The following is a 22,729-nucleotide window of genomic DNA, read 5'->3' on the forward strand; positions in this document are numbered from 1 at the left end:
TTCGACACCGCCCGGAGCCGATCAGTTGCTCACGGATGCGTCACACGACGATCACGATCGGACACCGCGCCCGGAGATGCCGGACATGCCCGCCGGCTCCGGTCACCCGCCCGGTGGTTCACGCCTTCGGCGCCACCTTGCTCAGGCCGTTGATGATGCGGTCCATCGCGTCGCCGCCCGTGGGGTCGGTCAGGTTGGCGAGAAGCTTCAGCGTGAACTTCATCAGCATGGGGTGCGTGAGGCCGCGCTGGGCGGCGATCTGCATGATCTTCGGGTTGCCGATGAGCTTCACGAAGGCGCGGCCGAGCGTGTAGTAGCCGCCGTAGGTGTCCTTCAGGACGCGCGGGTAGCGCTGGAGGGCGATCTCCCGCTGGGCCGGGGTGGAGCGCGCGTGCGCCTGGACGATGACGTCGGCGGCGATCTGCCCGGACTCCATCGCGTAGGCGATGCCCTCGCCGTTGAACGGGTTCACCAGGCCGCCCGCGTCGCCGACCAGCAGCAGCCCGCGCGTGTAGTGCGGCTGGCGGTTGAAGGCCATGGGGAGGGCGGCGCCGCGGATCGGGCCGGTCATGTTGTCCGGGGTGTAGCCCCAGTCCTCCGGCATGGACGCGCACCAGGCCTTGAGGACCTCGCGCCAGTCCAGCTCCTTGAAGGAGTCGGAGGTGTTGAGCACGCCGAGGCCGACGTTGCTGGTGCCGTCGCCCATGCCGAAGATCCAGCCGTAACCGGGCAGCAGCCGGTCCTGCGGGCCGCGCCGGTCCCACAGCTCCAGCCAGGACTCCAGGTAGTCGTCGTCGTGGCGGGGCGAGGTGAAGTACGTCCGCACGGCCACGCCCATCGGGCGGTCCTCGCGCCGGTGCAGCCCCATCGCGAGGGACAGCCGGGTGGAGTTGCCGTCGGCGGCCACCACCAGCGGGGCGTGGAAGGTGACCTCCCGCTTGTCCTCGCCGAGCTTGGCCCTGACGCCGGTGATGCGGCCGGTGCGGTCGTCGACGACCGGCGCGCCGACGTTGCAGCGCTCGTACAGCCGGGCACCCGCCTTCTGCGCCTGCCGGGCGAGCTGCTCGTCGAAGTCGTCGCGCTTGCGCACGAGTCCGTAGTCCGGGAAGGAGGCGAGATCCGGCCAGTCCAGCTGGAGGCGGACGCCGCCGCCGATGATGCGCAGGCCCTTGTTGCGCAGCCAGCCGGCCTCCTCGGAGATGTCGACGCCCATGGCCACGAGCTGCTTCACGGCGCGCGGGGTGAGGCCGTCGCCGCACACCTTCTCACGCGGGAACTCGGTCTTCTCCAGCAGGAGCACGTCGAGGCCGGACCGGGCCAGGTGGTAGGCGGTGGTGGAGCCGGCTGGCCCCGCGCCCACGACGATCACGTCGGCGGTGTTGTCGGAGAGGGGCTCGGTCACGGCGGGATCTCCCCAGAGTTCGGAATCTTCGTGCCGACCGGCACTGGACACAGGCAGTCTATTCAGCGGACGTGATCACCCGGCTGAAGGGCTGCCCCGTGAACCGAGCACTCCCCGCCGTACGGCTGCGGGTTCCCACCGACGAGGACGCCGTCACCTGGCACCGCATCTTCGCCCACCCCGACGTCATGGAGTTCCACGGCGGCCGGCCGGCGGAGCTGTCGGTCTACGAGGAACTCACCGCCCGCCAGCGCCGGCACGACGCCGAGCTGGGCTTCTGCCTGTGGAGCGTCCTCGACGAGAACGGGCAGGTCATCGGCTTCACCGGCGCCCAGCCCTGGGAGCGTGAGTGGGGTCCCACCGGCGAGGTCGAGATCGGCTGGCGGCTCGCCCGCGAGCACTGGGGCAAGGGCTACGTCACGGCGGCGGCCCTGCAGACGCTGGACCGGGTGCGCGCGGCGGGTCTGACGGGCGTGGTGGCGATGGTGAAGGCCCGCAACACCCGCTCGATCGCGGTGACCCGGCGGCTGGGCATGCGTCTCGCCGAGACGCTCACCCTCCCCACCACGCGGGAGGAGTGCCACTGCTACCGCCTCGGCCTCTGACGACCCCCGCGACCGGCTACTCCGCGTAATAATCCGTCACGGATCCTCACGGAGTGCTTCCGTCGGACGCGCCCCCGGCCTACTCTGCCGGTACCGCTGGGGGTGACGTCCATGCGCAGGACAGCCGAGGGACACGGGACCGGCGACGTGCGCGTGCCGCGCCTGGTCGGGCTGATGGCCGTCGACGCGCGCGAGTCGGCCCGCGCGCGGGGCCTGTCCGTCGACGCGCCCGGCCGTCCGGACTTCCCGCACGCCGTCGTGGACCACGTGGTCCGCCAGTACCCGCAGCCCGGCACCCCCGTGCCCCGCCACTCCGTGGTGCACGTGTGGCTGGACTTCGACGAGGACGAGGGCGAGGGCGGCGGAGGGGTGCGCGTGCCGCGCGCTCCGCTGCCGCCGCCGGGCGGGCCTCGGCGCGAGCTGGAGGAGCCGGGCGCCGGGGCGCCCGTCGTGGTGCTCAGCTCTCCTTGAAGCCCCGGTGCAGGGCCACCACACCGCCGGTGAGGTTCCGCCAGGCCACCTTGGACCAGCCGGCGCCCCGCAGCCGTTCGGCCAGCGCGGGCTGGTCGGGCCAGGCGCGGATGGACTCGGCGAGGTAGACGTACGCGTCCGGGTTGGACGACACCGCGCGGGCGACCGGCGGCAGGGCGCGCATCAGGTACTCGGTGTAGACGGTGCGGAACGGCGTCCAGGTCGGGTGCGAGAACTCGCAGATGACGATGCGTCCGCCGGGCCGGGTCACCCGGTGCATCTCGCGCAGCGCGGCGTCGGTCTCCTGCACGTTGCGCAGGCCGAAGGAGATGGTGACGGCGTCGAACACGTCGTCCTTGAACGGCAGCCGGGTCGCGTCGCCGGCCGTGTACGGCAGCCAGGCGTTGTTCCGCTTGCCGACCCGGAGCATGCCCTGGGAGAAGTCGCAGGGCACGACGTAGGCGCCGGTGCGGGCGAAGGGCATGGAGGAGGTCCCGGTGCCGGCCGCCAGGTCCAGGACCTTCTGCGCGGGCCGCGCGCCGACCGCCTTCGCGACCTCCTTGCGCCAGCGCCGGTCCTGTCCGAGGGACAGCACGTCGTTGGTCAGGTCGTACCGTTCCGCGACGTCGTCGAACATCGAGGCGACTTCGTGCGGCTGCTTGTCCAGGGATGCGCGGGTCACGGGCCCATTCTTGCAGCCGCGCCTCCGCCCGCCCGCGGCGGCGTACCGGTACGGGCGCGAGCGGTCTCAGCGCCGGCGGTGGACCAGGCGCCCGCCGACCACGGTGGCCACGCAGGTGGACGCGCCCTGCCGGACCAGTCCGTCGCGGTCGGGCACGTCGAACACCGCGAACCGCGCGGGGCTCCCGGCGGTGAGGGCCGGCAGCAGCACGAGCGGCACCGGGGAGAGCGCCGGGGGCCCGGGCAGCGCGGGCGGACGCCCCGCCAGGGCGAGTCCGGCCCGGCGCACGGCGTCCAGGGCCTCGCGGCCGCGGATCTCACCGGCGACGGCGACCGTGCCGTGCGCCAGCAGGCGCTGCACCCCGCGCCGGGCGCTGGCGCCCCGCGCGGACGGCGCGGAGGCGAGGAGGGCCCGCGCCCGCAGCCCGAACAGCGGCTCGGTGCCGAGCCGGTCCGCCTCGCGCGGGTCGGGGTGGTAGGCCTGCTCCAGCAGCTCCGGACCGTACGGGTTGAGCAGTCCGGGCGTCAGGATGCCGGGCCACCGCCGCAGCCGGGCGTCCGGGCGGGCGGCGGCCAGGTCCTCGTACGGGCCGACGGCGGCGATGTGCGCGCCGTCGACCAGCACGGCCGTGTCGGGCGAGGCCTCGGCGACGTGAAGGGTCAGCACGCGGACGTCAGTTGGCGGGCAGGAGCTTCAGCTCCGGGTGGGCCGTGCCGCCCTCGATGGCGGTGGACGAGATGTGCGAGACCACGCGGTCGTCGACCGGGTCGTTCGCCGGGTCGTCGTGCACGACGAGGTGCTCGTACGTCGTGGAGCGCTGCGCCGGGACCCGGTCCGCCTTGCGGATCAGGTCGATGATCTCCAGCCGGTTGGAGCGGTGCTTGGCGCCGGCGGAGGAGACCACGTTCTCCTCGAGCATGATCGAGCCCAGGTCGTCCGCGCCGTAGTGCAGGGAGAGCTGGCCGACCTCCTTGCCGGTGGTCAGCCACGAGCCCTGGATGTGCGCCACGTTGTCCAGGAAGATCCGGGCGATGGCGATCATCCGCAGGTACTCGAAGAGGGTGGCCTGCGTGCGGCCCTTCAGGTGGTTGTTCTCCGGCTGGTAGGTGTACGGGATGAACGCGCGGAAGCCGCCCGTGCGGTCCTGCACGTCCCGGATCATCCGCAGGTGCTCGATCCGCTCGGCGTTGGTCTCGCCGGTGCCCATCAGCATGGTGGAGGTGGACTCCACGCCCAGGTTGTGGGCGATCTCCATGATCTCCAGCCAGCGCTCGCCGGACTCCTTCAGCGGGGCGATGGCCTTGCGCGGGCGCTCCGGCAGCAGTTCGGCGCCGGCGCCGGCGAAGGAGTCCAGCCCGGCCGCGTGGATCCGCTGGATCGCCTCCTCGACGCTCACCTTGGAGATCCGCGCCATGTGCTCGACCTCGCTCGCCCCCAGGCTGTGGATGACGAGCTGCGGGAACTCCTTCTTGATGGCCGCGAAGTGCTTCTCGTAGTACTCGACGCCGTAGTCCGGGTGGTGGCCGCCCTGGAACATGATCTGCGTGCCGCCCAGCTCGACCGTCTCCGCGCAGCGGCGCAGGATGTCGTCGAGGTCGCGGGTCCAGCCCTTGGCGGTGTCCTTGGGGGCCGCGTAGAACGCGCAGAACCTGCACGCCGTGACGCACACGTTCGTGTAGTTGATGTTCCGCTCGATGATGTACGTGGCGATGTGCTCGGTGCCCGCGTACCGGCGCCGGCGGGCCGCGTCGGCGGCGGCGCCCAGCGCGTGCAGCGGGGCGTCCCGGTAGAGGACCAGGGCCTCTTCGGGGGTGATCCGCCCACCGGCGGCGGCACGGTCGAGGACGGGCTGAAGGTCGGCCTTCTCGGTCACCGGTGTCCCTTTCTCAGGGGTGTGGACGGACGGAATCAGCGTACGTCAGCCGTCCCCGCGCGCCGGCGTCAGGCCGCGTACGCACCGATCAGCAGCCCCGCGAAGGCCCCGCCGATCAGGAACGGACCGAACGGGATCGACGTCTTGCGCCCCGCCTTCCGGGCGACCACGAGCGCGCCCCCGTACAGCGCCCCGCACAGGAACCCGGCGAGGGTGCCGAGCAGCACGGTGGGCCAGCCGTACCAGCCGAGGACCGCGCCCGCGCCGAGCGCCAGCTTCACGTCGCCGAAGCCCATGCCGGCCGGGTTGACCAGGAACAGCACGAAGTAGCCGGCGCCGAGCGCGAGCGCGCCCAGCAGGGCGGTGCTCCACTCCCCCGCGTGCTCGGGGACCAGCGCGGTCAGGCCCAGCAGCACCAGGGCCGTCGCGGCGAACGGCAGGGTGAGCGGGTCGGGCAGCCGCTGCACCCGGAGGTCGACCGTCGCGAGCAGCACGCCCGCGGGCGCCAGCAGCAGCCACACCGCCAGCTCCGGCCGGGTCCCGGTGGCGGCGGCGAGGGCCGCGCAGACCAGCGCGGTGACCGTCACGAGGACGGCGGCGCCCTTCCCGTACGGGCCTGACGCGCACGCCCGGCAGCGGGCCGGGCCGAGCCAGCCCGCCAGCGGGTGCCCCTGCGGGCACGCCGTGCGCCACTCCTCCCCGGCGGGGACGGAGAACCGGTGGGCGGCGCGGGGCAGCAGCGCACCGGCCGCCCCGCCCCACAGCGCGGCGACGGCGATCAGCACGGCCTCCGGTGCGTCGGTCATCCCGTCCGGCCGCTCAGCCCGCCGCCGCGACCGCGTCGCGCCACGCCGGCAGCAGCTCGTCGAGCAGCGCCTCGGTGCGCGGCGGCAGCCCGCGGGCCCCGCTGCGGGCCACCAGGTCGGACGCCAGGGCGGTGAGCCGCCCGGGGTCGTCCAGGGCGTGGGTGGCGCGCAGCAGTTCGTTCCACAGCCGCTCGTCGGCCGGGGCGGTGCGCAGCGCGGCGTTCAGCGCCTCGATGGCCTTCTCCGCGCGGTCCTTCTCCATGTGGAACGCGGCGAGCGCGAGACCGGTGTCCGCGACGAGCAGCGGGAGCTGCGCGTCGACGATCTCGTGGGTGAGCCAGCGGTAGCGGCCCTCGGGCCGGTCCGCCAGCAGCGGCCCGCGCACCAGCACCAGCGCGTCGGTGAGCAGCCGCCCGCGCACCGCCCGGCTGTCGACGCCCTTGCCCTGCGTCGCCTCGTGGTACAGCGAGCGCAGCACGTCCAGGTCGGACACCACGGACTTGGCGAGGGTGAGCCGGCCGGTGTCGTCGGTGCGCAGCCGCGGGGCACCGTCGGGGTCGGTGCCGAGCCAGTCCCGCAGCCGGTCGATCAGCGCCTCGCGCACGTCGTCGGTGACGCCGCGCGGCCACAGCGCGGAGGACAGCACCCGCGGGTGCACGCCCTCGCGGTGCAGGAGCAGCAGCGCCAGCGCCTCGTGCAGCAGCGCGCTGCGCTCGCCGTCCGGCGTCTCGAGGCCGATGATCTCGTACGGCCCGACCAGGCGCGCGTACACGGCGGGCCGGCCCTGCTCGCTGATGTCGACGAGGAACGGCGGTGTGGCGCCCGGCCCGTCGGGGCCGCGCTCCGGGTCGGTGTCGGTGAACAGCTCGACGACCGCGCGCCGTTGGGCGGCGGGCAGCAGCTGGGCGTCGAGTTCCAGGCCGAGCAGCGGGGCGAGCAGCCTGCCCGCGCCGGTGATCTCCATCTCCCAGGCGGCGCCCGGCAGATCGCCGCTGCCGGTGCCGACGAGGTAGCCGATGCCGAGGCGGCTCGCGTCGGCGGCGAGCTCGGCGAGCGTCAGGGCGTCCTCGGGGGACGGCTCGGCGGCCAGCAGCACCAGGTGCGGGGCCCAACGGGTGTGCCGGGCCGGGCCGGTGCGGCCGGTGAGCACGGAGTCGTGGCCCGCGGCTCCGAGCGCGCCGCGCCGCTGCCGGGTCTCCGCCTCCATCGTCTCGATCAGCGCCTCGACGCCGTCGAGGTGGCGCAGCCGGCTGGGCGCGAGGGCGGTGAGGTCCTCGCCGAACCCGACGAGGGTGATGGTCATCCGGTCCGACCAGCCGTTGGTGGCCAGTTCGGCGGCGACGGAGGCGAACACCGCCGCCCGGTCCTCCTCACGGCCGCTCAGCGAGACGATGCCGGGGACGGACTCCAGGTTGAGCAGCAGCCGGGAGTCGTCCATGGTGCCGAGGCTGACCAGGCCCGGGTAGGGCGCGGCGGTGTCGGCGTCCTCGTACTGCTCGGCGTCGGCGCGGGCCAGCATCCAGAACGTCTGGTCCTGCCCGAGCCGCCACGGGGACGGCGGCTTGCCGGACGGCTGGGCGAGCTGGAGGTGCAGGTCGCCGTTGCTGAGCCAGGCCGCGTAGACCGTGGGCAGCGGACGGGACTCGGCGGCCAGCGACGCGGCCAGCCCGCGCAGCGACCGGTCCAGCAGCCGTACGCCCTCGGGATCGGCGCCGACCAGCAGCGCGTCCTGCACGTCGAGGGCGTCGCCGGCGGGCGTCGGCGGCTCCATGCCGCGCCGCCCGCCGACGCCGGCGAACGCCGACTGCCACAGCGCCTGACGGCGCCGGTGGCCGAGCGCCCCGAGCAGACCGGCGGCCAGCAGGGGAGCGGCCAGCAGGGCCTCGGGCAGCCCGAAGGACGAGGAGTCCCGGGCGGGCGTGGCGGCCTGCTCCGGGGCGGGGCGCCGGAGGTCGGCGTGACCGGTCCCGGGGACGGGCGCGGGCCGCTGCTCGGGCACGTTCACGTGGGCGGTCCCGCCGCCACTGCCGCTGCCCCCGCCGCCCCGCGCCTGGTCGCCGCCGCCGGCCGCGCCGTCACCGGTCTTCGCGTAGTCGCTGATCTGCTGCCGCACCTCCGGCGACACCTCGGGGGCGTCGTCCGGCATCTCCACGAGGTCGCCGCCGCGCGCGTCGCCGGGCATCTCCATGATCCAGCCGGGCCGGATCAGGCTGGCCTCGGACAGCCGCGAACCGTCGGGCTGCACCCGGTCCTTGTTGAGCTCGAAGATCTCCTTGTAACGGCGGCCGTCACCGAGGTGCCGCTCGGCGATCTCCCACAGGGAGTCGTGGTGACGCCCCTCCGGCGGCTGGATCCGGTAGAACTTCGTGTCGCCCTGCTGCTTGGCGGCGGGGGCCGCCTCGGTGTGCGAGGCCTGCTCGGCGACCGCTGCGGCGGCGCCGGCCGCCTGCTCCTGGTGCTGGGCGAAGAGACCCGGCGTCTGCTGGGCGGCGGCCACGGTGGGCCGCTGGTTGTCGTCGAGGGTCTGCCCGAGCTGCGCGAGCGACGGCGTGAAGCTGGCGGCGGTCGCGCCGACCAGCAGCAGCGCGGCGACGAGCTGACGGGCGAGCAGCTGGCTGGGCCCGGCGCCGGGCACCCGCCCCGGCACCCCGACCCCCGACAGCGCGGCCTTCATCTCCACCAGCACACAGGCGGTGAACTGCGCCCAGGCGAGCCAGACGACGAACGTCAGGATGGAGAGGAAGGTCGAGACGGAGATGTCCTGCCTGAGCCACTCCATCGGCTCGAACGTCTCCGGGAACGGCCAGCCCGCCCTCATCGCCAGCGCCACCGGCACCCCGACGAGCAGCACCGCCAGCGCCACGAACGCGAGGAACGCCTTCACGAAGTCCCCGAACGTCCGCTGCCGCACCCGGACCGGCTGCGGCGTGCGGTTCCTCGGAGCCGTCGAGCTGGACGGGCTGGGACTGCGGCGTCGCGGCATGGCGGGTGTCCTGAGGGGTGGGAGGAAGGGGTCATCGGGGCTACGGGGATCTTATTGACTCGGAGGGCCGCAGTCGAAGGGTGCGGCCCGTCCCCGCCGGGCGGCGGCCCCGCGACACCGTCCGTCGGCTCCGAAGCCGACGAGCCGCCGGCCCCGGACCACGCGGCGGCCGCCCGCGCACGCGACGAACTCCCCGCGGGCGCTGGACCACGGCATCACGCAACGGGCCCCGGACGACCCGGCGTACCGGTCCCACCCGGCCGCCGGGGCGGCCCGTCACACGAAGTCCCGGATCAAGGAGTGACAAGGTCGCACCACGCGTACGTGCCCCGGCTGCCGTCCCGGGCACGGGGGCCGCCCCGGGCGTTCGTCGGGGCCCTGAAGGCGGACGGTTCCGGCGCCGGGCGCCCTGGACCACCGGCCCGGTGGCGGCCGTACCCTGCGTAGGGTGCGCAGTCAGTCGCCGGCCGAGGGGGAATCACATGGGTGAGGGCACGTCCGATCTCGCGCTTCCGCTGTCCGACCTGGAGGACTACGGGCGCCGGCTGCGGTCGGTCAAGAAGCGGATGAACCACACGAAGAAGCTCTTCGACTCGTACAAGGACGACATCGGCGACAGCACGGTGAACGACGCGCTCGCCGACTTCGAGTCGAACTGGGAGGACGGGCGCGAGGACATCACGCAGCAGCTCGACGCGCTCGCCGACATGTCCGACGCGGTGGTCCGCGAGTTCAACAAGCTCGAGAACGAACTCACCAAGCAGGTCAACGAGAAGATGAAGGTCGAGGACAAGCGCCCGGGCAAGGGGGCCGGGGCCGAGAAGTGACCTTCCCGGCCCCGGGCCCGCGTCGCCGGCTCAGTACAGCGACGCGTGCAGGTGGCCGTCCGCCGAGACGCCCTGCGCGGAGAGCGAGACGCCCGCGCCGGCGGTGAGGGCGAGGTTCCCGGACTCGGCGTGGACACCGAGGGCGCCCGCCTCCGCGTGGACGCCGAGGTCGAGGCCGGCGCAGCCGCCCGCCTGGCCGCCGGAGACGAGGTCCAGGTCGGCGTCGGAGAGTTCGGCGGTTTCCACCCTGGGTGCGAGATGCATGGGGCGCGTTTCCCTTCGTATCGGACATGCGTCGCGGCATGTTCGCCGATTTCCGTCACGGAACGCCGGAACACCGGAACACCGGAACGGGAAATCACCGGTCCGCGACGAACAGCACCACTCGGTCACAACATGCGGGGACACGGGCGGCCAGCGGCGTCCGGACGGCGGTCCGCCCCCGCGCGCCCCGCACGTCACAGGTGTGACGGGAACGCCGGGAAAAGGTCGCGGTTTCTTCACGCCGGGCGGAGCGGAATCCACTTCACCGCAGCCCCGCCGAGGGAATCCGGCGGCTGCCGTGAACGCCCTGAGGCGCACCCGTGAACCCTGTGCCGATTCACCGAATCCTTCGGCCGGACGGCCGGAAGACCGGACGGTCAGAGCCTCAGCGTGCGCGCGATGCCGTCCACGATGGCCTCCAGGGGTTCGTCGAGGACCGGTTCGGTCCAGGACACCATCAGGGTGACGGCCGCGTCCGGGTCAGCGAGGAGGCGATGGCGTCGAACAGCCCGGGGCACGGCGTCAGCCGACCTCGTTCTCCGCGATCGCCTGACCGCGCACCACCACGTCGCCGCCGTAGAACATCCCCGTGAACACGGGCGAGTACGTGAGCTGGACCTCGACCTCGACCGCGTCGACCGTCGCCGTCACGCAGTGGGTGGCGGCGATGTCCGGGCCGGACATGTCCATCTCGCGGGCGAAGGCCTTCACCCGGGCGTCGCAGTTCTCGTAGTTGATGGGGGCGGGGCCGCCCTCGTTGTCGTAGAGGGCCTCGCGGTCGATGTCCTGGGCGGCGTAGCGGGCCGCCTGTTCCGCGATGTCCGCCGCGCGCTCCCGCTTGGAGATCGACATGCCGCCGTCGATGACGAACGCCGCCAACGACAGGAACACCAGCGCGAAGACGATCACCGCCCCGGCGCCCGAACCGCGGTCGTCCAGCCGCCCGGCGCGGTCCGCGCACCGGGCGCGGACACGTGCGCGCAGGCCCGGGACGCCGCCCTCGGATACACGTGCCGTCACGCCGTCCTCCGGTACGGGTCGAGCGGCGAGCTGAAGCTCGCGGTCAGCGTCGTCGGGATGTCCAGGCCCAGCATGGCGAGACCGCGCACCTCGCAGCTCACCCGGACGCTGAACAGGGTGTCCGGCTCGAAGCCCTGGCTGGTCTGGACGACGGTCACCGGGCCCGAGCAGATGTCCTGAAGGTTCGCCTCCGCCGCCGCACGCGCCTCGGCCATCGCCGTGGTGTGGTCCTTCTGGATCGACCCCGCACGGGCCGCGTCCCGCGCCGCACCGTCCAACGCGCCGCGACCGTCGACCAGTTGGCCGAACGCCACCAGGACGAGGATGAACAGGATCATCACGGGGGCGAGAATGACGACCTCGACGGTGGACAGACCCCGGTCGGCGGTGTCCTGCCGCCCCGCTCGCCACCGTCCGCCGAGAACGGAGACGGAACGGCGCATCAGTTCTCCCCCTCCTGCACGAACCGCTCCACCGGCCCCACCGACTGCGCGTGCACCGTCAGGTCCAGGCCCGGGAACACCGTCGGGATACGGGCCGTGATCTCCACGCCGACCGTGTTCTGCTCCGGCTGGAGCATCTTCACGTCCGGGGCGATGACCAACTGCGGGCCCAGCTGCCGGATGTAGCTGTCCACCACGTCCCGTGCCTCGCCCCGCCAGGCGCCCGGCTCGGCGTCCGCCGTGGCCCGCGCCTTGCGCGCGCCCGCCTGCGCCGCCGCCTGGGCGACATGATCCGCGAAGAAGTACAGCGCGAACTGCACCGTCGCGAAGATCATGAAGAACAGGACGGGCGTGAGGAACACGAACTCGATCGCGGTCATGCCGGAATCGCCGCGGGCGGAGGCGGCCTCCACCCGTCGGCGTACCCAGCCGCGTACGCGCACCGGCATCCCCGTGGACGTCGAGAAGGTACGTGCGGTCAGCAGGTCTTGCCCGCGTCCGCGCCCTTGATGCAGTCGCCGACCTTGTTGGCGCCCTCGCTGAGCGCGGCGTTGATGATCGCGGCCACCACGCCCACGATCGCCACGACGACGGCCGAGATGATGACCCACTCGACCGCGGAGGCGCCGCGGTCCAGCTCGCCGGAGCGCGCCCGCTCGACACGGGCCCGCAGGAAGGTGACCAGGAAGTCGACGGCGGGGACGCCGGTGTGGAAGGTACGTCCGTTCATGACGCGTTGTCCTCTCGAATTCGGTTCACGGAAGCTCTGACGTACGGCGCGCGGTCCGCGGTTCGTGGCGCACTCGTCCGGTCTCTCACACCTGGAACACCCGCATCGCCGCCGGAAAGATCAGGAACACCAGGAACCCCGCGCACAGCAGCAGCTGCGCCACGAGCATCGACTGGGACTTCTCACCCGCGCTGCCCTCGATCTCGGCGAGTTCGCGGTGGCGCATGGTCTCGGCGCGCGAGGCGAGGGACTCCCGCACCTTCGCGCCGTCGTCCGCGACCAGCGCCAGCGAGGCGGAGAGGTCCTTGAGCTCCTCCACGCCCAGCTCCTCGCCGAGCTGCCCCAGCGCCTGCCACTGGCTGACACCGGTGATCCGGGCGTCGGCGAGGGCGTTGCGGATCCGCTGCGTGGCCCAGCCGTCGGACACCTCGGCCGCCGCCATCAGCGCCTCCGGCAGACCCCGGCCGCCGGCCAGGCTCATCGACACCAGGTCCAGGTACGCGCCGATCACCCGGCGCAGGTCGCGCCGCTTCTCGGCGGCGTCCCGGCGCACCTCCAGGTCGGGCAGCACGAAGAACAGCACCGCGCACAGCAGCGCCAGCCACACCGGGATCACCGGGCTGCTGCCGAAGCCGAGCTGCCAGACGATGGCGAACAGGAACGGCCCGAAGAACAGTCCCGCCACCGCCAGCAGCACCTTGGTCGCCAGGAACTTCTCCCAGCTGCGCTCCAGCACGGCGAGGTCGGCGCGCAGCGACCGCTGCTCCCAGCCCTGCTGCCGGTAGACCTCGGCGACCTTCTCGCCCACCTGGGCGCGCAGCGCGGCGAAGCGGCCGGAATCCGTGTCCGTGGGCCGTGCCGACTCGTACGCCGTGCCGCGGGCCCGCATCGCGTCGATCCGGGCGACCTGGGAGAGGGCGCTGCGCTTGGCGGGCATCAGCGCGCGGACCAGGACGTAGACGCCCAGTCCGACGACCGCGCCGACGACCACCGGCATCGTCAGTCCGTCGTTCACCGGCGCACCCCCTCCTCCGGCTGGAACGGCGACTGCTGCGCGGGCGCGGCGCCCGGGGTGCGGGGACGCACCAGGCGCACCGACGACTCGTCGCGCACCAGGAAGCGTTCGGGCGTCTCGATGGTGGACAGCTTGCGCAGCCACCAGAAGCCGAGCGCGAACAGCCCGCACACGCAGGCGAGGACGACCTGGCCGACGGCCGTGCCGTACGGCTCCACGAAGTCCCGGTTGAAGATGGACAGTCCGAGCACGAACGCGATCGACACGGCGACCACGATCTGCACCGAGCGGCGCGTGGACGCGCGCTGCGCCATCACGCGCTGCCGCATGTCGACCTCCTCGCGCGCCGACTTGGCGAGCGCGCCGAGCACCTGCCGCAGACCGGGGCCGCGCAGGCGGGCGTTGAGGATGAGGGCGGCGACGATGATGTCGGCGGAGGCGTCGTCGATCTCGTCGGCGAGCTGCTGCAGCGCCTCGGGCAGCGGGGTGCGGGCGCGCAGCCGGTCGACCAGCGCGTCGAGGTGGGGGCGCAGCACGGGCGCGGCGGCCCGCGCGGACGCCGGGATGGCCTGCTCCAGACCGACCGCGCCGGCGATGGTGTCGCGCAGCGACTCCGTCCACGAGGCGAGCGCCTCCACGCGGCGCATCGCGGCCCGCTCCTCGGAGGCGCCGCCGAAGAGGCGGTCCCAGAAGAAGACGAGGACGGCGGAGGCGACACCGGCGACGGCCCAGCGGGTCATCAGCAGCACGGCGAGGCCGACGAGCACGGCCAGCGAACCGCGCCGCCCGGCGAACCGCATCAGCTCGCCCGCCCGCTCGCTCGCCTTCTGCTTCTCGTGCTCGGGCTTCGCGGGCAGACCGCGTACGGCGACGAGGAGCAGCGCGAGACCGCCGCCGACGGCGACACCGCAGCCGAGCGCGTACAGCACGGTGGTGGAGAACAGTCCGCCCATGGTGCCGACCGAGCCGAGCGCGGCCAGGTCGGCGGTGGCGGGCACGGGGGCGGTCAGGGGCGTGGTCACGGATGCGGTCAAAGGGGTGCTCACGGATGCGGTCACGTGCTCGGGCGTCATCGGCTCACCCCCACGTTCCGCTGGGCCGGTAGCCGTGGGCCATCAGATCCTCCAGGCAGGCTATGGGGGCGTGCGGGACCACCCGGCCGTCGGGCGTCTCGGCGAAGACCTCGCTGGACAGCACGCGCCCGTCCACGCCGTTGACCTCGCGCACCGAGGTGACCATGCGCTGGAGGCGGCCGCCGCTCTGGTAGCCGTTGCGCCGCTGGATGAAGACGACGAAGTTCACCGCGCCGGCGATGAGCATCTGGCTGGCCTCGATGGGCAGCCGCTCGGTGGCCTGGAGGGCGTAGGTGGAGATGCGGTTGAACACCTCGCTGGAGCTGTTGGCGTGGATCGTGGACAGCGAACCGTCGTTGCCCTGGGACATCGCGTTCAGCATGGTCACGATCTCGTCGCCGAGCACCTCACCGACGATGACCCGGGAGGGGTTCATGCGCAGCGACCGGCGCACCAGCTCCGCCATCGAAATGGCGCCCTGCCCTTCGGAGTTGGGCAGCCGCTCCTCGAACGCCACCACGTTGGGGTGCAGATCGGGGAACGTGTCCAGGCCGAGCTCCAGCGCGCGTTCCACGGTGATCAGACGCTCGTGCGGGGGGATCTCGTTGGCGAGGGCGCGCAGCAGCGTGGTCTTGCCGGCGTTGGTGGCGCCCGCGATCATGATGTTCTTGCGGGCGCGGACCGCGCAGGCCAGGAAGTGCCCGAGCTCCGGCGTCAGCGTGCCGTTGCCCACCAGGTCGGAGATGAACACCTTGCCCATGCGGGCCCGGCGGATGGACAGCGCGGGCCGGCGGGCCACGTCCATGACGGCCGACAGACGCGAACCGTCCGGCAGCCGCAGGTCGAGCTGCGGGTTGGCGGAGTCGAAGGGCCGGGACGACAGACCCGAGTAGGCGCCCAGCACCTGGATCAGCTCGATGAGCTCCTCGTCGGTCTCGGCGACCGGCTCGCCGCGCACCTCGCGCCCGTCGGAGTAGCCGACGAACACCTGGTCACAGCCGTTGATGTCGATGTTCTCGACCTCGGGGTCGTCGAGCAGCGGCTGGAGCCGGCCCACCCCGAACAGCGCCGCGTGCACCGCGGCCGCGTACTGCTCCTCGGTCTCCGCGTCCAGCGGCGTACGGCCCGCGTTGATCTCGGAGCGGGCGTGCTCCTCGAGGATCTGGGCTATGACGGCACGGGCGTACTGCCGCTCGTCCTCGCTGGACATCGGCGTGACGCCGTTGACCTGGTCGAGGCGGCGCTGCTCCGCGATCCGGTCACCGGCCTCCTGACGGAACCGCTTGACCAGGGAGTGGTCGACAGCGGTCATCGCCCGGCTCCGCGACCCTGGGGCGGCGGAGCGGCGTGCGCCTGCTGGGCCTGGGTCTGGGCGGCCCACGCGGCGCCGTACTGCTGGTACACGTCGGCCGTGACCTTGCGCGCCGAGCGGATCAGCAGCGACTTGTCCAGCCGGCCGCGGCGGCGCCCGGCGAGCTGCTCGGCGCCGGCCGGGTCGTCGGCGAGGGTGCCGACCACGCGGGCGCCGGTCCGGGCGTGCACGAGCATGTCGTTGACCTGGCCCGCCAGCTTGGCGGCGTTGCCCGGGTCGGCGACCAGGACGACCCCGATGACCGGGCTGTTCAGGGTGGCGGCGCCGCGCGGGCCGCCGTGCAGCTTGCCGGCCAGCGCCGCCGCCCGGTCCCGCACCCGGGCCAGCGACTCGGGCTCGGTGCGCGAGATCAGCAGCACGAGGGAGGCGTGCGGGAACAGCTCGGCGGCCGGGGTGTCACCGCTGATGCGGCCGCAGTCGGCGATGACGTCGGCGGGCGCGTTGGGCGAGTCGGCGAGGGCGGCGAAGGCGTGGCCGAGCGTGGGCCACAGTCCGGCCAGGCCGGCCGCCTGCTCGGCGATGCCCAGACCGACGAGGACCTCGAGTCCGCCGCTCAACGGCTGCACGTGGTCCCAGAGCTGATCGGGCACGAGGCCGCGCCGCGCGGTGGCGGCGATGGACAGCATGCCGGTGTTGGGATTGAGCGGGCCGCCGTGCGCGGCGGCACTGCGGTACACGAGGTCACCGCCCGCCGGGTCGGTCTCGGCGAGCAGCACGCGGCGCGGCCAGACCGCCGCGAGGGCGACGGCCGCGGTGGTGACGCCGGGGGAACCCTTGTCGGCGGCGAGGGCGATGAGGGCCATGGGTCGGGTGCCGCCTTCTAGTTGCCAGGGACGAGGACGAGCGCCACCTCGCCGTTGGAGGCGGCCTGGGTGAGCGCCGCGGCCTGCGCGTCGTCGACCAGCAGCGTCACGGGCCGGTTGGTGCTGCCGACGATGTCGTCGTCCCCCGCGTCCTGGACGTAGTTGACGACCGCCTTCTCCACGATCACGGAGTCACCGCCGCCGGTGGAGCCGGAGGAGCCGCCCTCACCGTCGCCGTCCGACCCGGACCGCGCGGCCCCGCCGACCCGGTACACGGCGACCGTGGCGCCCGACTTCAGCCCGGCCGGGTACTGTCCCTCCTTCAGGGACACCCCGACGAGGGCCTTGCCCTCGGGCACCTTGGCCTCCTGACCGAACATCTCGCCGACGGCGACCACGCCGCCGGGGATGGTGGTGACGGCCTTCAGCTTCTTCAGGGCGTCGAGCTGGGACCACTTCACGTAGTTGATGCCCGGGTCCTCGGCGACCATCACCGACGTGGTGTTGCTGTCGTTGACCGCCTGTCCGGCCGGGATCTCCTCGGTGATCTTGACGACCTCGATCCGGTCGCCGGCCTGCAGCACGAGCATGGTGGCGCCCAGCGCGCCCACCAGGATCAGTAGCACGGCCAGCGCGGCGAGCGCCGGCTTGCGCTCGCGGGGCGGAGTGGGAAGCCGCTCACCGACCGACGGCCCGGCCGGAGCCGCGGAACGACCCGCGCCCGCCCCCGTACGCTCCTGGATCTTCACGCAGCCGCTCCCCGTACACCCAAGATGATGTCTGCCAAGTTCCTTTGAAAAGCGGACACTTCACCAGCGTCCGCTCGCGCGCAGACATGCGGGACGTGCGGGACGCACCCACCCCGATCCGGGCAGATAGCCAACGCGTACGTGAGTGTCAAGCCATCGCACCGTATCAGCCGGGCATACGGCCCTCAAGACAAGTACATCCTCACCCGCCTCGGCCCGCTCACCGTTACTCATCTGCAATTTCATGCTTCAACAACCCAGTTGGGATCGGCCGCGGGACAACACTTCCGCTGTGCGGGCGCGAAGCTTCAACTCCCGCTTCTGGCCGTTTTTCGCGGCCACCCTCTCACCCGCCACACACGCCTTCCTCACCAACCGCTCACGAGGGCATCGGAGGCGCGTGCCATCATCGTGCCCCGGATCGGTGACCGTTCGGTCGCCCAGGGCGACGGGCATGACGCCGATCCCGGCATCGAGGGATGTCACCGAGCACGCGACGAGCAAGCATGCGGGGGAATCCACGGTGACGGAAGCACGAACGGTGACACCGCCGCTCGGCGGCGCCGCGTTTACGGCGGACTCACGCCTGTTGGAGGGGGTCTGTGCCGTCGGCGCGCGTACCGGGGTCGACTACACGGACGACGAGGCGGTGAGCGAACTGCTCGCGCGGCACCGGCGTGCCGTCGACCGGGCATCCCGCGGGCCCGCCGGATGGATCGGCGGTCTCGCTCTGGCGGCGGGCATGCTCTGGCCGTTCATCGGCCACACCGCCCCCGCGACGGCCGGCAAGCCACTGCTCGCCTACGCCCCCGCGGGTCCGCTGCTGGTCCTGGCCGTCGCATGCCTCACGCTGGCCCGCCTCCGCTGGAAGCGTGCTTTGACGCACAAGGAACTGGCGGGCTACCGCGAGGTGCTGGGCCTCGCCCGGGCCTACGGCATCGAACCGGCCCATGTGCCCGCGTGGCTGGAGGGACGCCGGGAGGACGGAGGCGGCAAGGGCGCCGCGCCGATAACGAGGTACGCACCGGCGGAACGGTCCGCCGAAGGCACCGGCACACTTTCGAAGGTGTCGCCTCCGCCGAAACCGGCCGCGGTGTCGGAGTACGAACGCGTCCCCGACCAGGGCGGCTGGCACGATGAGGTGGGCTGGCTGCTGCTGTTCGCCGGCGGGATCGGCGCCGCGGTGGCGATCAGTTCGGGCGAACCCCTCGGTCTCGCCGCGCTGGCGCTCGTACCCCTCGCCGTCGTCGTCTGGGTCGCGGGCACCGCCAGGGAAGCCGGAAGGCGGGCCTGCGGCCGGAGGCGGAGGCGTACGCCCGAGCAGTTGTGGCGGCCCGGGCGGCGGGAGTGGAGACTTCGGATCTTTCGCCTCAGCTGCGGGCGCTGCTCGACGACTGAAACTCTTAAGAGGCTTTGAGGAGCCCTTTGGTGAACCGTTCCGCCGCGGCCATGGGCGTCGTCGCGCCGTCCGAGCGGCCGACCCGGCTGATGGTCGCCTGCGCCGAGGTGAGGGGCTCCTCACTTCAGGAACACGATGACGAGGTCGCCCTGCACGAGTCTTCGTCGGCGTTGGCCGCCGACAGGTTGGCCTGTACGCCGCAGGTGCCTGAGACGACTCAACTGCCACTGAGCGAGCAGGAGGCAGTCATCGCACGGGCCTTGACCCCCGAACCCCAGGGTCCGACAGGTAGCCACCACGCTCACGTTCCCCCCACGTCGTCGCCGCAGCAGGAGACGATCGGCTTAACGCCGACGACGTCACCCCACAGCGTGTCCCGTACGCGCCACGCCCAGTTCGTCCGCGCGGGTGACGTTGTCAGCAACTGCGAGGACGCAGACCGCGAAGCTGAGGTGACACACCGCTCTGGTACACCCAGCCCAGCGCACTTCTGGCGCTCTTCGCACTGGCATCGAGGACCGAGCAGCGGGGCCGTTGGGTGGCGTGGCACACAGTGCGGTTTCCGAGGAACGATTCAACTGACGTGACCTGCATGCTTCGAAGATATTTCCGATCACTCCCGTTCAGCCCCACGTGCCGTGATCGCCCCCTTCGCGGGCCTCTTCGCCCTGGCGAAACCGGAAACGGCACCGATACCGTCTCTGCTCTCGACTGCACTTCTGTCTCACGGGGAGTCACTGTGAAGCGCCGATCTTTGCCCGTTGCTGTCGCGCTTGCGGCAACAGCAGCCCTGCTGCTGACGGCCTGCAGCGGCGGGGAGGACAGCTCAAATGACAGCGACAAGATCGCGGGTGCCGACAGCGGTGGCACCGCGCCGTCGACGTCGCCCACCGCATCAAAGAACGTTTCGGACATCAAGCGCCCGAAGCTGACCTTCCCCTCGGACTTCAGGATGGTGTTCGATCGCGCCGAGCCGTCCGACGCCAAACAGGCAGCGGCGCTCCATGACGCGGAGAACTTCGTGCGTGCCATCAACTACGGCATCGTCCAACAAGACGCAGAGCACTCGGCGTACAAGTTCTACTCCACACCCGGCGGCAGCGCTCAGGCGTATGCGAAGAAGCAGATCCAACAGTACGTCGACGGCGGCTGGACCATCACCGGTGTCCAGCGCTATACGCGGGCCAAGGTGGAGATGGCGGGTGACGGTAGCCGCGCCTCGGTTTCCTTCTGCAACGACGACTCGAAGTTCTACGGCAAAGAGGTCAAGACCCAGAAGGTCCTCAAGACTGAGCCCAGCGACAAGGACTACTACTTCTTCGAAATCGTCATGCAGGCATCCAAGGAGGCCAAGGGCCTGTGGACCGCTGAAACCATCGAGGTTCAGAAGGAGGCCACGCAGTGCAAAGCGTAGCCCTCCGCAGCGTGTGCACAGTTGGCCTCGCGACCACCCTCCTCCTGACAGCCTCCCACAGTGCGTTCGCCGGCGGCCCCGTCGACAAGGGCACGGACACCGGCGCCGGCCTCGAGGGCGACAACCTCTACGCCAGGGCCACAGCTATCTCGTACGACACCTCGAAGAACGGCTCCGGCCCCCACGTCGGGTCCGTGACGGTCGCAGGTGCCTCCTGGTCACCCCCGGCATGCTGGCTCGCGCCCAAGTGGACCGCAAAACAGTTCGCCAAGGAGACTGAGGCCGGCTACAAGAAGGTCTCCAACGACCCCCAACAGGCTCCTCACGCGAGAAAGGGATCGTACGAGTTCCGCCAGATGTATAAGGACGGAAAGTACAAGAACTACAACCTCGACAAGCAGGGCGAGGGAATGTGGTGGGGCCCAGTCGAAAACCCGAACGCTCCCATTCTCGAGCGTACCGCCTGCAATTCAACGCTTCCCTTCTGGGCCGAAAACGGCGGTACGCCGGACGTCAAGAACGCCATCACTCCTGAAACCCTTGCGGGCCTGGCGTATGAACAGATCAAAGTCCCCGGAACCGAGGTGACGCTCGCTCCCGAGGCTGTGACCAAGGTCAACCTCCCCACATGGGCTTGGCTGGACAAGGGTGAGTTCCAACCCGTGTCAGTCACTGCTTCGCTTAACACACCCGGTCTCGACATCCAGGCAACCACCACGGCCGAGCCGGTCTCCCTCAAACTGGCCCCAGGCACAGAAGATGCCGAGCTCTACCCCTCCTCCGGGGAGTGCCGGATCAACGGCGACGGCTCCATCGGAGAGCCATACGCCAAGGGTAAGGCCGACCGGACACCGCCCTGTGGTCTCAGATATCTACGGTCATCCGGCGACAGCACCTTCAAATTGCGGGCGACGATCACCTGGAAGATCACTTGGGCGGGAACCGGCGGCACAGGCGGCGACCTACCCGACGGCACCTTCGGCAACGATCAGGCAGTCACCGTTCAGGAGATCCAAGCAGTCAACCGTTGACCTGCAGAATGAACCTGCCTGCAGTTTGACCGACCACCCTACGTCTTTACGTAGCTCCGACACTCACCTCGACAACCTGGATGCCTTATATGTCCGACTTGACTGTCGACCTTGCACTTTTGAAGAAGTCGGCAAAGCAACTCAAGGAAATTCAAAAGGAATTCAGCGATCTCGGCGAGTGGAAAGGTGAGATCACTTCTGCAGTCGGGGCCACTGAACTCAAGAGCGCCATGACGGACTTCATTGAAAATTGGGACGACAACAGAAAGCGTCTACTTGAGTCTCTGGAGAACGTCGGAAAAATGGTTGAAGCGACACGCGACGCCTTCCAGGGACTAGAGGACGAGTTGACCAAGGCTGGCAAGAAAAAGAAGTAACAAATTAATCTGCATACGTCACACCTTCCCTGAGGGGCCAATATGGCAAGGCCTACGGACTGGCATCCACTACGCGAAAGCGACCCAGTACCTGGCGATCCGACTGAGATCCGCGAACAGGTCAAGCACATGAAGAAGATCGCCGAGTATTTGCGCACTCAGGCGGAGGCGCTCACCGCCATGGCGGATGCCGACAACCTGAAAGGCAAATATGCTGACGAACTAGCCGAAAGCGCCCGCGGGCTGGGGCGCAAACTCGATCTAGCAGAAGATCGATATCGCGAGGTGAAGGGGTACCTCTCCCACTGGGCTGACGAGCTGGAGGATTTTCAGAAGAGGGCGGACAAGGCACTCCGTGACGCACAGGAAGCCCAGCGGACCATCGAAAGCCGCTCCAAGAGCGACGATCATTTATCCGATGATCACAAGAAGGAGGAGGAGAAGAACGGTTCGAACGAAGATCCGGTCCTCAAACAGGCCAAGGAAGACCTAGAGGAGGCCCGTAAACGCCTCAACTCGGCAGAGGGAAGTTACGAGGAGCGCTCCGGCCACTTCGCCCGCGAAATTAGGTCGTCCATCGATGACGACATGAAGGACAGCTGGTGGAACAACGTCAAGGGCTGGGTGGCTGACGCAGACTGGCTAGGAGACATCGCTAACTGGGCCAGTTGGGCCGCAACCATTGTCGGAGCCGTGGCCATATTCTTCCCAGCCTTGGGTGTGATTGCACTTGCCCTCACGGCCGTTGTAGCGGCTATCCACATCGCGCAGGCTGTCACCGGAAACGGGTCTTGGTTCGATGTGGTGATGGACCTCGGTGCACTGAAATTGGCGCGTAACGGAATGAAAGCGGCGAAGGCCATCAAGACCTTGCAGCAAAACTCGCGCAAGGCGGCAGCAGGTCTTGCCAAAGAAAAATCTACCGCGCAGGCCGCGCAGGCCAACGCAGGGGCTCGGAAGACTGCAGCCAAGGCAGAGAGAAAGCGCGGCGGTGGTACGTCACGGAGAAACCGCGAGACCGCCCGAGCCAGACGGCTGCGCCTAGAGGCCAAGAACCGCGCTGCTGGGAAGCGTGCCGCCGACGAAGTGCGCGATGCCGAAATGCCGCAGGTTACCGCGAGCGACAAGGCGAGATCCATCGGGGATGAGAACCTTGCCAAACAGATCAAAGATATCAACAAGTGGCGTGACACGTACCCGAGCAGCTCCGAACTCGCCTCCAACGCTAGCCAAGCTCAACGCCACGCAGACGTGGTCCGGGGCTCATGGACGGTTTCCACTGTATTGGACGTGGGGGACAAGGGAGCGGACTCCATGACTGATGATGGTTACAGCAGAATGAAGGATCGCATGACCGCACCCGTAGGGTCCCAGTGGTGAAGGAGTCCGA

At 70.8% G+C, this 22,729-nt stretch carries 25 protein-coding genes; 8 read left to right on the forward strand and 17 right to left on the reverse strand.

The genetic code is table 11. The annotated features are described in order from the left end of the window. Positions 1-118: 118 nt before the first annotated feature. Positions 119-1,402 (reverse strand): geranylgeranyl reductase family protein, encoded by a 1,284-nt coding sequence (locus tag ACIQ8B_RS20905; RefSeq protein ID WP_403548646.1) that lies wholly within the window; start codon positions 1,400-1,402, stop codon positions 119-121. A 98-nt stretch (positions 1,403-1,500) separates the two neighbouring features. On the opposite strand from ACIQ8B_RS20905, the gene ACIQ8B_RS20910 reads away from it, so the two are divergent. Then, positions 1,501-2,007, forward strand: coding sequence for a GNAT family N-acetyltransferase (locus ACIQ8B_RS20910; protein ID WP_403548648.1), 507 nt, complete (start codon positions 1,501-1,503; stop codon positions 2,005-2,007). Positions 2,008-2,118: 111 nt separating this feature from the next. Further along, positions 2,119-2,478: a PASTA domain-containing protein gene (locus ACIQ8B_RS20915; protein ID WP_106416293.1), complete on the forward strand. Its 360-nt coding sequence runs from the start codon at positions 2,119-2,121 to the stop codon at positions 2,476-2,478. On the opposite strand, the gene ACIQ8B_RS20920 is transcribed toward ACIQ8B_RS20915, so the two are convergent. The 5 genes from ACIQ8B_RS20920 to ACIQ8B_RS20940 form a co-directional block, all read right to left on the reverse strand. After that, the gene (locus tag ACIQ8B_RS20920) at positions 2,465-3,160 is read right to left on the reverse strand and encodes a demethylmenaquinone methyltransferase (protein ID WP_290005743.1); all 696 of its coding nucleotides are present in this window, start codon (positions 3,158-3,160) and stop codon (positions 2,465-2,467) included. The genes ACIQ8B_RS20915 and ACIQ8B_RS20920 overlap by 14 nt on opposite strands. A 66-nt stretch (positions 3,161-3,226) precedes the next feature. Continuing rightward, entirely contained in the window at positions 3,227-3,826 is a 600-nt protein-coding gene (locus ACIQ8B_RS20925; protein ID WP_106412982.1) for an imidazolonepropionase-like domain-containing protein, read from the reverse strand. Positions 3,827-3,833: 7 nt separating this feature from the next. Continuing rightward, positions 3,834-5,033 carry a cyclic dehypoxanthinyl futalosine synthase gene (mqnC, locus tag ACIQ8B_RS20930; RefSeq protein ID WP_106412983.1) on the reverse strand — a complete coding sequence of 400 codons (1,200 nt, stop codon included), beginning with the start codon at positions 5,031-5,033 and terminating at the stop codon, positions 3,834-3,836. 68 nt (positions 5,034-5,101) lie between these two features. After that, entirely contained in the window at positions 5,102-5,839 is a 738-nt protein-coding gene (locus tag ACIQ8B_RS20935) for a prepilin peptidase (protein ID WP_403548651.1), read from the reverse strand. 13 nt (positions 5,840-5,852) lie between these two features. Beyond that, positions 5,853-8,822: a BTAD domain-containing putative transcriptional regulator gene (locus ACIQ8B_RS20940; RefSeq protein ID WP_403548653.1), complete on the reverse strand. Its 2,970-nt coding sequence runs from the start codon at positions 8,820-8,822 to the stop codon at positions 5,853-5,855. Between the two features lie 482 nt (positions 8,823-9,304). Here ACIQ8B_RS20940 and ACIQ8B_RS20945 point away from each other — a divergent pair, with 482 nt between their 5' ends. Then, positions 9,305-9,649: a hypothetical protein gene (locus ACIQ8B_RS20945; protein ID WP_403548655.1), complete on the forward strand. Its 345-nt coding sequence runs from the start codon at positions 9,305-9,307 to the stop codon at positions 9,647-9,649. Positions 9,650-9,679: 30 nt separating this feature from the next. On the opposite strand, the gene ACIQ8B_RS20950 is transcribed toward ACIQ8B_RS20945, so the two are convergent. The 11 genes from ACIQ8B_RS20950 to ACIQ8B_RS21000 form a co-directional block, all read right to left on the reverse strand. Then, positions 9,680-9,913, reverse strand: coding sequence for a hypothetical protein (locus ACIQ8B_RS20950; RefSeq protein ID WP_403548657.1), 234 nt, complete (start codon positions 9,911-9,913; stop codon positions 9,680-9,682). Positions 9,914-10,290: 377 nt separating this feature from the next. Further along, positions 10,291-10,431, reverse strand: coding sequence for a hypothetical protein (locus ACIQ8B_RS20955; protein WP_290005730.1), 141 nt, complete (start codon positions 10,429-10,431; stop codon positions 10,291-10,293). Between the two features lie 4 nt (positions 10,432-10,435). Continuing rightward, a complete protein-coding gene (locus ACIQ8B_RS20960) occupies positions 10,436-10,897 on the reverse strand; it encodes a Tad domain-containing protein (protein ID WP_290005864.1) in 462 nt (153 codons plus the stop codon). A gap of 32 nt (positions 10,898-10,929) precedes the next feature. Next, a complete protein-coding gene (locus ACIQ8B_RS20965) occupies positions 10,930-11,376 on the reverse strand; it encodes a TadE/TadG family type IV pilus assembly protein (protein WP_403548659.1) in 447 nt (148 codons plus the stop codon). Continuing rightward, entirely contained in the window at positions 11,376-11,825 is a 450-nt protein-coding gene (locus ACIQ8B_RS20970; RefSeq protein ID WP_106412989.1) for a TadE family protein, read from the reverse strand. The genes ACIQ8B_RS20965 and ACIQ8B_RS20970 overlap by 1 nt, the downstream gene beginning before the upstream one ends. A gap of 29 nt (positions 11,826-11,854) precedes the next feature. After that, entirely contained in the window at positions 11,855-12,106 is a 252-nt protein-coding gene (locus ACIQ8B_RS20975) for a hypothetical protein (protein ID WP_106412990.1), read from the reverse strand. Between the two features lie 85 nt (positions 12,107-12,191). Next, positions 12,192-13,103: a type II secretion system F family protein gene (locus tag ACIQ8B_RS20980; protein WP_290005862.1), complete on the reverse strand. Its 912-nt coding sequence runs from the start codon at positions 13,101-13,103 to the stop codon at positions 12,192-12,194. A 14-nt stretch (positions 13,104-13,117) separates the two neighbouring features. After that, positions 13,118-14,074 (reverse strand): type II secretion system F family protein, encoded by a 957-nt coding sequence (locus ACIQ8B_RS20985; RefSeq protein WP_290005861.1) that lies wholly within the window; start codon positions 14,072-14,074, stop codon positions 13,118-13,120. A gap of 124 nt (positions 14,075-14,198) precedes the next feature. Beyond that, positions 14,199-15,506, reverse strand: coding sequence for a CpaF family protein (locus tag ACIQ8B_RS20990; RefSeq protein WP_290005716.1), 1,308 nt, complete (start codon positions 15,504-15,506; stop codon positions 14,199-14,201). Then, positions 15,503-16,369: a hypothetical protein gene (locus tag ACIQ8B_RS20995; RefSeq protein ID WP_403548662.1), complete on the reverse strand. Its 867-nt coding sequence runs from the start codon at positions 16,367-16,369 to the stop codon at positions 15,503-15,505. Before ACIQ8B_RS20995 ends, ACIQ8B_RS20990 begins: the two co-directional genes overlap by 4 nt. A 17-nt stretch (positions 16,370-16,386) precedes the next feature. After that, positions 16,387-17,118 carry a hypothetical protein gene (locus ACIQ8B_RS21000; protein ID WP_403548664.1) on the reverse strand — a complete coding sequence of 244 codons (732 nt, stop codon included), beginning with the start codon at positions 17,116-17,118 and terminating at the stop codon, positions 16,387-16,389. A 523-nt stretch (positions 17,119-17,641) separates the two neighbouring features. Here ACIQ8B_RS21000 and ACIQ8B_RS21005 point away from each other — a divergent pair. The 5 genes from ACIQ8B_RS21005 to ACIQ8B_RS21025 all read left to right on the forward strand — a co-directional run bounded on the left by ACIQ8B_RS21005 (position 17,642) and on the right by ACIQ8B_RS21025 (position 22,719). Beyond that, entirely contained in the window at positions 17,642-18,535 is an 894-nt protein-coding gene (locus ACIQ8B_RS21005; RefSeq protein ID WP_403548666.1) for a hypothetical protein, read from the forward strand. A 721-nt stretch (positions 18,536-19,256) separates the two neighbouring features. Beyond that, positions 19,257-19,931, forward strand: coding sequence for a hypothetical protein (locus ACIQ8B_RS21010; protein ID WP_403548668.1), 675 nt, complete (start codon positions 19,257-19,259; stop codon positions 19,929-19,931). Continuing rightward, positions 19,919-20,962, forward strand: a complete 1,044-nt coding sequence (locus ACIQ8B_RS21015) for a hypothetical protein (RefSeq protein ID WP_403548669.1) — start codon at positions 19,919-19,921, stop codon at positions 20,960-20,962. Before ACIQ8B_RS21010 ends, ACIQ8B_RS21015 begins: the two co-directional genes overlap by 13 nt. A gap of 89 nt (positions 20,963-21,051) precedes the next feature. After that, a complete protein-coding gene (locus ACIQ8B_RS21020; protein WP_403548671.1) occupies positions 21,052-21,339 on the forward strand; it encodes a hypothetical protein in 288 nt (95 codons plus the stop codon). A gap of 129 nt (positions 21,340-21,468) precedes the next feature. Beyond that, the gene (locus ACIQ8B_RS21025) at positions 21,469-22,719 is read left to right on the forward strand and encodes a hypothetical protein (protein WP_403548672.1); all 1,251 of its coding nucleotides are present in this window, start codon (positions 21,469-21,471) and stop codon (positions 22,717-22,719) included. Positions 22,720-22,729: the final 10 nt, after the last annotated feature.

This window comes from Streptomyces sp. NPDC096105 (assembly GCF_044763335.1).
Taxonomy (GTDB): Bacteria; Actinomycetota; Actinomycetes; order Streptomycetales; family Streptomycetaceae; genus Streptomyces.

Coding starts and splice junctions, on each gene's coding strand:
- ACIQ8B_RS20915 (WP_106416293.1), top strand. CDS start 2,119: ATGCGCAGGACAGCCGAGGGACACGGGACCGGCGACGTGCGCGTGCCG.
- ACIQ8B_RS20935 (WP_403548651.1), bottom strand. CDS start 5,839: ATGACCGACGCACCGGAGGCCGTGCTGATCGCCGTCGCCGCGCTGTGG.
- ACIQ8B_RS20940 (WP_403548653.1), bottom strand. CDS start 8,822: ATGCCGCGACGCCGCAGTCCCAGCCCGTCCAGCTCGACGGCTCCGAGG.
- ACIQ8B_RS20945 (WP_403548655.1), top strand. CDS start 9,305: ATGGGTGAGGGCACGTCCGATCTCGCGCTTCCGCTGTCCGACCTGGAG.
- ACIQ8B_RS20950 (WP_403548657.1), bottom strand. CDS start 9,913: ATGCATCTCGCACCCAGGGTGGAAACCGCCGAACTCTCCGACGCCGAC.
- ACIQ8B_RS20965 (WP_403548659.1), bottom strand. CDS start 11,376: ATGCGCCGTTCCGTCTCCGTTCTCGGCGGACGGTGGCGAGCGGGGCGG.
- ACIQ8B_RS20970 (WP_106412989.1), bottom strand. CDS start 11,825: ATGCCGGTGCGCGTACGCGGCTGGGTACGCCGACGGGTGGAGGCCGCC.
- ACIQ8B_RS20975 (WP_106412990.1), bottom strand. CDS start 12,106: ATGAACGGACGTACCTTCCACACCGGCGTCCCCGCCGTCGACTTCCTG.
- ACIQ8B_RS20980 (WP_290005862.1), bottom strand. CDS start 13,103: ATGCCGGTGGTCGTCGGCGCGGTCGTCGGACTGGGCGTCTACGTCCTG.
- ACIQ8B_RS20985 (WP_290005861.1), bottom strand. CDS start 14,074: ATGGGCGGACTGTTCTCCACCACCGTGCTGTACGCGCTCGGCTGCGGT.
- ACIQ8B_RS20990 (WP_290005716.1), bottom strand. CDS start 15,506: ATGACCGCTGTCGACCACTCCCTGGTCAAGCGGTTCCGTCAGGAGGCC.
- ACIQ8B_RS20995 (WP_403548662.1), bottom strand. CDS start 16,369: ATGGCCCTCATCGCCCTCGCCGCCGACAAGGGTTCCCCCGGCGTCACC.
- ACIQ8B_RS21020 (WP_403548671.1), top strand. CDS start 21,052: ATGTCCGACTTGACTGTCGACCTTGCACTTTTGAAGAAGTCGGCAAAG.
- ACIQ8B_RS21025 (WP_403548672.1), top strand. CDS start 21,469: ATGAAGAAGATCGCCGAGTATTTGCGCACTCAGGCGGAGGCGCTCACC.